This window comes from Capnocytophaga sp. oral taxon 332 str. F0381, from assembly GCF_000318275.2.
Classification (GTDB): Bacteria; Bacteroidota; Bacteroidia; order Flavobacteriales; family Flavobacteriaceae; genus Capnocytophaga; species Capnocytophaga bilenii.
Genome location: NZ_KB291271.1, coordinates 20,103 through 29,784 on the forward strand (window position 1 = coordinate 20,103; position 9,682 = coordinate 29,784).

At 42.4% G+C, this 9,682-nt stretch carries 9 protein-coding genes; 5 read left to right on the forward strand and 4 right to left on the reverse strand.

The window, feature by feature from the left end; translation table 11 throughout:
• The 3 genes from HMPREF9075_RS13720 to HMPREF9075_RS02770 form a co-directional block, all read right to left on the reverse strand.
• On the reverse strand, positions 1-260 hold a 260-nt coding region (locus HMPREF9075_RS13720), incomplete at its 3' end, for a hypothetical protein (RefSeq protein WP_232305041.1).
• 61 nt (positions 261-321) lie between these two features.
• Positions 322-1,812, reverse strand: coding sequence for a PspC domain-containing protein (locus tag HMPREF9075_RS02765; protein ID WP_009414952.1), 1,491 nt, complete (start codon positions 1,810-1,812; stop codon positions 322-324).
• Between the two features lie 6 nt (positions 1,813-1,818).
• A complete protein-coding gene (locus HMPREF9075_RS02770) occupies positions 1,819-2,151 on the reverse strand; it encodes a PadR family transcriptional regulator (protein ID WP_009414953.1) in 333 nt (110 codons plus the stop codon).
• Between the two features lie 135 nt (positions 2,152-2,286).
• Between HMPREF9075_RS02770 and HMPREF9075_RS13075 the strand changes: the two genes are divergently transcribed.
• The 5 genes from HMPREF9075_RS13075 (at position 2,287) to HMPREF9075_RS02790 (ending at position 9,057) form a co-directional block, all read left to right on the forward strand.
• Positions 2,287-2,463 carry a hypothetical protein gene (locus HMPREF9075_RS13075; RefSeq protein ID WP_009414954.1) on the forward strand — a complete coding sequence of 59 codons (177 nt, stop codon included), beginning with the start codon at positions 2,287-2,289 and terminating at the stop codon, positions 2,461-2,463.
• 46 nt (positions 2,464-2,509) lie between these two features.
• Entirely contained in the window at positions 2,510-3,634 is a 1,125-nt protein-coding gene (locus tag HMPREF9075_RS02775; protein WP_009414955.1) for a beta-ketoacyl synthase N-terminal-like domain-containing protein, read from the forward strand.
• A gap of 324 nt (positions 3,635-3,958) precedes the next feature.
• On the forward strand, positions 3,959-7,174 hold the full coding sequence (locus tag HMPREF9075_RS02780) for a gliding motility-associated C-terminal domain-containing protein (protein ID WP_034556585.1): 3,216 nt from the start codon (positions 3,959-3,961) through the stop codon (positions 7,172-7,174).
• A 9-nt stretch (positions 7,175-7,183) separates the two neighbouring features.
• A complete protein-coding gene (locus HMPREF9075_RS02785) occupies positions 7,184-8,590 on the forward strand; it encodes a PorP/SprF family type IX secretion system membrane protein (protein ID WP_009414957.1) in 1,407 nt (468 codons plus the stop codon).
• 26 nt (positions 8,591-8,616) lie between these two features.
• Positions 8,617-9,057, forward strand: coding sequence for a septal ring lytic transglycosylase RlpA family protein (locus tag HMPREF9075_RS02790; RefSeq protein ID WP_009414958.1), 441 nt, complete (start codon positions 8,617-8,619; stop codon positions 9,055-9,057).
• Positions 9,058-9,094: 37 nt separating this feature from the next.
• Here HMPREF9075_RS02790 and dtd read toward each other — a convergent pair whose 3' ends face one another.
• Complete coding sequence (dtd, locus tag HMPREF9075_RS02795) at positions 9,095-9,547, reverse strand: D-aminoacyl-tRNA deacylase (protein ID WP_009414959.1); 453 nt, start codon at positions 9,545-9,547, stop codon at positions 9,095-9,097.
• Positions 9,548-9,682 lie beyond the last annotated feature (135 nt).

Consider the following 9,682-nt stretch of genomic DNA (forward strand, 5'->3'; position numbering starts at 1 on the left):
CCCCCCTTTTGAAGGGGGGAAGGGGGGATGTTAACCCCACTGATGCGAGCTTGCTGCCAATCCCCGGCTGGTGCGAGCTTGTAGCTCGTACCTACTCTCCCCCCGCTGGTGCGAGCTTGTAGCTCGTACCTACTCACACCTACCACTGAAGCTATCCAAAAAGTCTTTAAAAGTACTACTTCGGCATCTCCCCCCCTTTTGAAGGAAGTCCTACTTCGGCATCTCCCCCCTTTTGAAGGAAGTCCGCGAGGCTGGCGCATGGAGTATGTGTTAAGGGGGGATGTTAACACCCTCTGTGCGTAATGTGCTTTTTTGAGCATCTTATTTTTTATTGACTAATCGTAGTGAGTCTTTAGTCATTTGGTAAAGACCGTCTTCGAGGAGGAGATGTGGGGATTTGGTATAGGGTTGTTCGCCTTTTTTAGCACTTTTTATATACTTGCCTACAGGAAGGTATAGCTGGTAGTGTACACTCTGACCACGGTAGGTGTTGCCCCTAATAATCTCGTAATAATCTGGTATAGCAATATGGTTATCCTTAATATCTAAGGGTATACGAATATTCTTAGCGTTTTGAGCGGCTTGGCTATGTGTTTTGCCCATAGCGGTTTGATTGCATAGCAAGTAGGGTTCGGCTTCGTTAGTAGGCAAAATATTGCGTAGGTACGACTCGTGTTGCACTAAGAGTGTATCGGTATCAACCGTTAGGGCTAAACTATTGCCGTGCTTAGTTTTGATGCTGAGATAGAGCGTATCGGCAGTGGTGGGAATACTGATTTTGCGCTCAATGTGGTTCTGAACTAAAAAACTTTTGGCGATAGTTGTTCCGCTGATACTCAAGCCTATAAGTCCGCCGATGAAGGCTGCCAGCGTGAGGATGCCCCACAAACGTGTGCTGCGAAAGCGCTTATAACTGAGCCTAACGATTACAAGTATAAGCAACGAAATAGGTACTAATAACAGCAAAAACACGCTGCCATAAAGCATAATGCGCTGGGTATAGTTGCTTATCAGGAAAGGGAGGTAATCGTTAAGCACCAAGAGCGAGAGTCCGCTGGCAGAGGTGAGCCCAAATATACCCATAATTACTGCTACAAGGGTGAAAAGCAAAGGCAGAGCCAACACGGCAAAAATGATTGTAAGCAGCAGCGAATTGCGTTTGGGAGCGGTGCTGTTGGAAGGGGTTGCAGGAGGAGTATTTGCCTTATAAGTAGCGAGGGAATCGAGAGTAACGGCTGTGCCTTGCATCTCCAACTTCTGTGCAGTAGTAACAGCTGCAGGTACGACTATCCAAAAGATGAGATATAAGACTAACATAACGAAACTAACTGAGTGGAAAGGGAAGAACCATCGCCCTCCAGAGGTAAAGAAAAGTGCAAAAAGTATCGCAAAGGCGATGCGCAATTTAGTGGGGTTGATGCTGAAATAATGTGCAATACCTGATAATACGCCTCCTATTTTGCGGTCGTCTATGTCGCGATAGAGTGGTTTGGTAGCCGAAAAGTTTTGCGAAGTAGCATCGGCAGAGCTATTAGGTTGTTGCTGTTCTTCTTCTTCTACATATTGTTCGGGTTTGCCGAGTACTTCTATCAGGTATAGCACATCGTGCTGCATAACTACTTCACGATTGGCGATGCGGTCTTTGAGGAGCTCAGCCATACGTTGTTCTACATCAAAGATGATTTCATCGCGATCGGGATTGTGTAACAAATGTTGGCGCACCTGAGCAAGGTATTGACTCAGTGCAGTGTAAGCATTTTCTTCTATAAGGAAAGAAAAGCCTCCTAAGCTGATATTTTTGATTTTGTCCATAGTGTTTTAAATTATTTTGTTAATCATTGTTTGTAATTCGCTCCACGCTTTTAGGGTTTCGCTTAAAAAAAGTTTGCCGCTGTCGGTAAGTACGTAGTATTTACGGGGAGGTCCTGTGGGAGATTCTTTCCATTGGTAATTGAGCAATCCGCTGTTTTTCAGTCGGGTGAGTAGCGGATAGAGTGTGCCTTCCACTACTATCATATCGGCGTTTTTCATCGTTTCGATAAGGTCGGATACATAGGCTTCTTTGCTTTTATCAATGACGGAAAGAATACACATTTCTAAGATACCTTTTCGCATTTGGGTCTTAATTTTTTCGGTATTGATTTCTTCCATAGTAAAAGGGATTTATAAATTTGTTGCAAAGATAGGTAAAAAATAGTATTATGCAATACATAGTACTGTTAAAATTTCAGTTACTATGGTAAAGTTTTTTGTAAGCAGTTGATTATCAATTATAAATTGTGAATTATGAATTTTGAATTGGGGGTAAAAAAACGCTTATCTTTCCCTTATATTCCCCTTATCTTTGTCATATACTCGCTGCGCCAGCTCGCCGACTTTCCTTCGCTTATCCTTCGCTTATCCTTCGCTGAACCTTCGCTGAAGGTTTGGCAGATTTTGAATTGTGAATTGGGGGGCATTTAGCATTCATCATTATTTCGTATCTTTGCTGCAAAATTTAAAACTGATTATGAAAATCTCTATAATGGGTTATCACCGCTTGGCGGCACCTTGTATAAGTCTTAACAATACGCTTTGCGATACTCCTACTGCTGTGGGGGCTCTGGGTGCTGCGGATAAAGAAACTATCGAGGCTTTGCGCTTCTCTAAAAAGGTTTATGAGTCTTTAGACCCTTCGGTACTCTACGCCTTGCACACTGCACGGATGGCTGTGGCTAAAGCGGGATGGCAGCAGGGCGAACGCTTTGGGGTAAATATTGGTTCGTCACGGGGGGCTACTTCTCTTTTTGAACTGCATCATTCTGATTTTCTTACTAATGGCTACTGCCAAACCTTAGCTTCGCCTACTACTACTTTGGGCAATGTGAGTAGCTGGGTGGCTCAAGATTTAAACTGTGGGGGCTTTAGTATGTCGCATTCTATTACTTGTTCTACAGCCTTACACGGGGTGGCTAATGCGGCAGCGTGGTTGCAAAGTGGTATGGAACGGAAATTTTTAGTAGGCGGTAGTGAAGCACCCCTTACCCCTTTTACGATTGCACAGGTGAAGGCTCTGAAAATATATAGCTCTTTGCCCCTGCCCTACCCTTGTCGCCCTTTGGATATGAACAAAAAACAAAATACAATGGTATTGGGCGAAGGAGCTGCTTGTTTTGGTTTAGAGGCTGAAGCGCGTGAGGAGGCTTTGGCATATATCGTAGGGATAGGCTTTGCTACTGAAACTCTTACCCATAGTGTATCGCTTTCGGCTGAAGGGTATTGCTTGCAGGAGGCGATGCGGCGGGCTTTGGAAAGTGCTGGTTTTCCCCGTATTGATGTGATTATCACTCACGCTACTGGCACCATTAAAGGTGATATTGCCGAAACCAATGCTATTGGGGCAGTTTTTGGGGCTGAAATGCCGCTGCTTACCAACAACAAATGGCAGCACGGACATACCTATGGAGCAAGTGGTGCTTTGAGTTTGGCAATGGCTATTGAGATGCTGCAAACCGATAGCTTCAAGGGGGTGCCTTACCTTGCTGCACCAGCACAAGTACCCGAAAAACTAGAATACATTATGCTGAACGCCGTTGGCTTTGGGGGAAACGCTATCAGTATCATTTGCCAAGCGGGACAAAAAGTTAAAAAATAGAAACAGCCTTTTTATTCTTAAAGATTTCATAAATTATATTTAAAAAAAACATAAGTTTTCTATCTGTTTTTTAGGCAGGTAGCGTGTCTTTGTGTGTTTTAGGTATTGAGTATAAACTTTTTAAATGACTTATATACAATTGATTAGAATAGAGTAGAAAACAGTATGGCATTATTTTTGTGTAGTGCAGAGTGCCTATTATAGGTTTGCACAAAAAGAGGTGTATTTTTTTATATGATATTTTTTTTGTACTTTTGTGCGATTATAGTAGACAAATATACCTTATATCATTTAACAATGTTTTTAAATTACACAAAGGAAAAGATGAGAGTAAAAAATTACGTAACTTATTTTTTGGTACTATTTTGCTGTTTTAGCGCACTGGGCGTAGCTTATGGGCAAACGCAAGGGACGCTGAAATCAGTGAAATTAGGTTTTTCTAAATACGCTTGTCCTCGTGCTACTTTCAACTCGTTTAAAGTAACGATAGCTTGGCAGCCTCCATTCCCTAATGGTGATAACCAATACATTATTGAGCTATCGGATGCTAATGGTGATTTTACGAATGCTGTTGAGCTTCAACGTGTTAAAAACAAAAATGGACGTAGTGAAGTGGTTACCAATATTCAGTTTCCTACTACTACCCAAGGGAAGAAATTTAAATTGCGGGTGAGAAGTACGAGTCCTGCCCAAGAGAAGGTTGCCCAATGGGAAATACCTCTACCCAACGGACAAAAAGAAACAGGTGAAGAATTTGAAGTACATTTTCAAGATGTTACTAGTATTTTTACCATATCGCCTGCGGCTGTTACACTTTGCCCTGGGCATACACAAGCTATAAAAGTTTCTGCCTTACCTGGTGGTAAAACACCTACTAACTACCGCTACAAATGGTATAAAATGAAAGACCCTGGTGCCCCAGGTAACGACACCCTTTTGGCTTCGGATGCTGGCACTACCTATACCGTTACTACTGCTGGTAAGTATTACGCTATCATAGACTATGGTGAATGTTCGGGGGCTGTGAATGCACGCTCTAACAACGCCACAGTAGACGTATCGGGCAACCAAGTAGTTACGCTCACTACCTCATCGGCAGCGGTGTGTACTACCGAATCTTTTACCCTTACGGCTACCCCTGCCAATAGCAGTAGCAAATACACTTGGTTCTATAACGACACCAAAGTGGGTGAAACACAAGGGGATAACAACTATTCTTTTACCGCTCCTAACAACAAAGCGGGCAAATACTACGTGCAAATGGGTAGCGGTGGAAGCTGCGATGTGCGCTCTAACGAAATTGAGATTACCCGCAAAGACAATGTGCAGGCTACCTTGCTAAGCAGCGGGGGTGGCGTACTAATGCCTGGTAAAACAAGGCTCTTTACGGTGAGTACTACGGCACAAGCACCTACTTATAAATGGTTTAAAGACGGCACCGAAATTGCGGGAGCTACAGCAGCCACCTATTCGGCTACAACAGCGGGCAAATATAAGGTGGAAGTAACCCAAACAGGTAGTTGCCCTGTTACGATTACTACCAATGAAATTGACCTTACACAGCCTACTAACTTCAAGGTGAGTGTAAAACACAAATCGGCTTATCAGGATTGTACCTATGACCGTATGACGGTTACTATTGATAAAATTACGGCACAGGTGGGTAGCCAAGAGCTTACAGTAGACCCTTCGGACTATTCTTTCTTTACTTTCCAATGGGAAGGCAATACAACGGGCTCTTACGCAAATGTGGGTACTAATACTACTGAAATTACCCTGAGCAGTGCTGCTGAAAATGGCAAATACCGCGTGAAAACTACCGCGCCTAACTATACAAGTATCCCGACTTCTAACGAGTTGAATATAAAGCTGAAAGATGCTAATGCACTAAAAATAAACGGCGGAGCTTCATCATTGGAATATTGTAGCGATACAGCTACCCTTACCATTACTACAGGAGCTAACAGCAATACTATCTACACTTGGTTTAAAGACAATGTGCAGGTGGCACAAGGTAAGGGAAAAACGGAATACGTAGCAAACTCTTCGGGGGTATTCTACGCAAATATGGCAGCTAATGCAGGGGGTTGCCCTGCTACTTCGGCAGCTATTGTAGTGAAAAAAAATACGGTAACCGCACATTGGGTAGATACTAACGACCACGAAATTTATTACAACGGAAAGACCAACGTGCTACAAGTATCACACAATATGGTAACTCCTACTATTGAGTGGAAAAAGAACGGGGTAGTAATTCCTGGTGAAACTTCGGCAAGGCTTACCATTAGCAGTGCGCCTGTGGGGGTGGATATATACCAAGTGAAACTTACTGATATGGGAGGTTGTGGTACCGAAATTACGCTTACTCCTGTGTACTTTGAAACAATAGCCGACATTAAATCTATACGTGTAGGTACCTTGGCAACAACTAATTGCGAAACACGCACACAGACAACTTTAGAAGTACAACAAATTGTTACTAAAAGTAGTGCAGGTAATGAGATAGTGATAAAAAGAGCTGACTTTCAGTACTTCAACTTCCAATGGACAAAAGACGGCAACAATATCGCTGGCGAAACACGCTCACAATTGGTGGTAAACCGCAGTGGTAATTCTGATTCGGCTCGCTATGCCGTGCGCGTTACTTACAACACAAGTATCATCAAGGTATCAGATCCTAAAATTATAGCTTTTACGCCTATTCCTGATTTTGAAATCAGCACTTCGGAAGGTACTAAAGGTACGGCTTACTTATGCACTGGTGGTTCGCTTACGCTTACCGTTGCGGCTACAAGCTTTAACCCTACCTCATCGGCAGCGGATAGTTTCTCTTACAAATGGTATAAAGTAACAAGTGCTAACTACCGCAGTGATACGCCTATCAATAGCGAATTACCTACAGCTATCGTATCGGCAACGGGAGAATATTACTTAGAAATTAATAACGGAGGCTGCCCTAAGCGTGCGCACATCAAGATAGAAAATTACCGCACTGGCAACCTGAAAATTGTACAATACAGTGCTACCGGCAACCGCGGTAAGGAAATTACACAACACAGTTCTGACCGCGAACGCCACATAGATGTGAATGTGGGGCAATACCTAATCGCTGAAGGGGGTAACAACTTTGTATGGACAAAGCCTAATGGTACTACTATGTATGGCAATAGGCTAAACATAGACTCTAAAAATATGGCAGGGAACTATACGCTAAAAGAACAATCGTGCCCTTCGGCAGGGAAAAATGAACTGCCTTTTGAACTGAATGTTTTTGAAGTTACCATTATCCCTAATATAGTAACCCCTAATGGTGATGGGGTGAACGACACTTGGACAATTCCTGATGCGTATTGCAAACCTGATGTAACGGTAACTATCTATACGCAAGAGGGCAAAGAGGTATTTTCAACTACCAACTATCAAAACAACTGGCCTGATGAAAATACTTATAAGGAGTTAGGAAAACGTTCATTGCAATTCATCTATGTAATAGAAGGGGGCAGTGAAAAACAGAAAGGTGTGATTACACTACTAAAATAAAAAATATAAATGAATATTACTCGTAAAATATCAATCGTAGTGTTGGCATATTGCACACAGTGGTTGTGGGGGCAAGATGCGGCAAATTATTTGCCTTATGAGCTGCCTGGGCATACGGCTGTGAAGTATAACACTTACCTGATGAACCCTGCTTTTCCTATATTTGGCAAGAACGAGTCGCAAGTGGCACTCTTTTATCGCAGCCAATGGATGGGGGTAAAAGATGATAAATTTAGTACCTTTGGGCTATCCTATGGTCGCAAATGGGGGGGCGATGCTGGTAAAAGGAACGTACACGATGACGGAAACGATATGGCTCACGGCTTATTGTTCCAACGTACGGCTTCTATATTTGCCAATACGGGTATTTTGGGTAACTTTGTACACCAAATGGAAATAGGCGATGAAAGCTTTTTGCGCTTGGGTATCAACGCAGCTTTTTCGCGTACAAGTATTGATAAAAGCAAAGTGCGCAGCAATGTGAGCGACCCTTTGATAGAGAATAGCAAGGGGGCTAATATCATCAATATTCAACCAGGTTTTGATATGAACTTTGGTGAAATTCACTTTGGTATTACAGCGGAAAACTTGTTGGACTACGCTTTTTCTACCGGTGAAATGGCAGTACCTTTCAATGAAAAATCGCTTACGGCTCACGTTATGTATCGCCACGCTTTGGATAGCAATAGTGACTTTTTGGAAGATGCTGTACTTACCCTTATGGGGAAAGGCAAAAAGAGCAACGATAACTTCCAATATGGGGCTCACGCGATGCTAGATGCTAAAATGGGCTGGGGTTACGTGGGCTATGACCGAAAATATGGGATTTTTGGTGGCTTAGGTTTTAATATTGCTAATCACTTTAGCATTGGTTTTGGCTACGAGCAAACAGTGGCTAACTATGTGGCTGAACTGGGAGGGAGCTATGATGTGATGCTCTCGTACCAATTTGGTGGAAAACACCATATAAAACCGCCTAAAGCAGAGCCTCCGAAACCTACTCCGCCTCCTGCTCCTGCGCCTAAACCTGTAACACCTGTGGCAGAAACTAAGACAGCAACTACAGAACCTCCTGCACCACCTGCAACGCCTAAGAAACCTAAAACACTTACGCAACAGCTAAACGAGCGTATGACATTGGTAGTGGATAAAATTGCTGGTTGGGGTATTCCTGAAGGACACTATGTGGTAGTGGGTGTGTATAAAAACCCAAGAGGAGCTTTTGAAATGCTTAGAAATATCAAAAATTTGGGTATCAATGCTTTGACATTTAAACACCCTGAAAATGATATGACTTATGTGTATATAGAAAAACCATATGCCACACGAGGTGAAGCAGGTGAAGCTATGATTAACTTGCTACAACGCCCTAACTTTAAAAACTCTAAAGTATGGGTGCTAAAGGTAGGTAAATAAAAAACTTAAACTTAAAAGTAGAAATAATGAAAAGGAAGATGATACGTAATATATTATCGGTAGCGGGGGTGCTGTTGTTGCAGTCGTGCACAACAGCCAGCCCTCACCACTACCCCACAAAGGCAAAAAGCTATAAAGCAGCTACCCACAAGGCTGCAGCAGAAGCTGGGACTTATAAAACCAATGTGGCAGCTTCGTATTATCACGACAAATTTAACGGGCGCAAAACTGCCAGCGGGGCTATTTTTAGCAACCATAAGCTCACAGCGGCACACCGCTCACTGCCTTTTGGTACTGAAGTAAAGGTTACGAATCGTACTAATGGAAAATCGGTAATTGTAACGATTAATGATCGAGGGCCTTTTACCAAAGATCGTGAGATAGACTTGAGCAAAAAGGCTTTTATGGAAATTAGCGAACATAAAAACCAAGGGGTCTTACAGGTAGATATAGAAATTCTAAAATAGGGAAAATCCCTCTGACGATGCGTTCAGAGGGATTTTTTTATTCTTTATTTTTAGTGTCTATGAGGATAGTTACGGGACCGTCATTAGATAGGTTTACTTGCATCATTGCTCCGAATTGCCCTGTAGGTACTTTCTTGCCTAATAGGGTTTCTACTTGCTTTATAAAGGCTTCGTAGATAGGGATAGCTACTTCTGGACGGGCTGCCCTAATATAGCTGGGGCGATTGCCTTTTTTAGTAGCGGCGTGGAGGGTGAATTGCGAGACAATAAGCACCTGACCATCAACGTCTTTTACTGAGAGGTTCATCACTCCTTTATCATCTTCAAAAACGCGTAAATTTACTATCTTAGCCGATAGCCACGCTATATCGTCATTGTTATCGGTGTCTTCTATACCTACTAATACTAATAATCCTTTATTAATAGAGGCTACGATTTGATTTTCAATAACTACCGAAGCTTGTGTTACTTTCTGAATGACTGTTCTCATAATATGCCTATTTTTAGGCAAATATAGTTATTTTTTTGATGAGATTGCCTGAAAAGCTTTGTTTTAGCTTAAAACAAGCTTAGTAATAAACAGAATATTTATGTAACTAATTGATTATTAACATCCCCCCTTAAC

Bases quoted from the DNA above. Each gene is read 5' to 3' on its own strand.
- HMPREF9075_RS02765 (WP_009414952.1), bottom strand. From the start codon at position 1,812: ATGGACAAAATCAAAAATATCAGCTTAGGAGGCTTTTCTTTCCTTATA.
- HMPREF9075_RS02770 (WP_009414953.1), bottom strand. From the start codon at position 2,151: ATGGAAGAAATCAATACCGAAAAAATTAAGACCCAAATGCGAAAAGGT.
- HMPREF9075_RS13075 (WP_009414954.1), top strand. From the start codon at position 2,287: ATGAATTTTGAATTGGGGGTAAAAAAACGCTTATCTTTCCCTTATATT.
- HMPREF9075_RS02775 (WP_009414955.1), top strand. From the start codon at position 2,510: ATGAAAATCTCTATAATGGGTTATCACCGCTTGGCGGCACCTTGTATA.
- HMPREF9075_RS02780 (WP_034556585.1), top strand. From the start codon at position 3,959: ATGAGAGTAAAAAATTACGTAACTTATTTTTTGGTACTATTTTGCTGT.
- HMPREF9075_RS02785 (WP_009414957.1), top strand. From the start codon at position 7,184: ATGAATATTACTCGTAAAATATCAATCGTAGTGTTGGCATATTGCACA.
- HMPREF9075_RS02790 (WP_009414958.1), top strand. From the start codon at position 8,617: ATGAAAAGGAAGATGATACGTAATATATTATCGGTAGCGGGGGTGCTG.
- dtd (WP_009414959.1), bottom strand. From the start codon at position 9,547: ATGAGAACAGTCATTCAGAAAGTAACACAAGCTTCGGTAGTTATTGAA.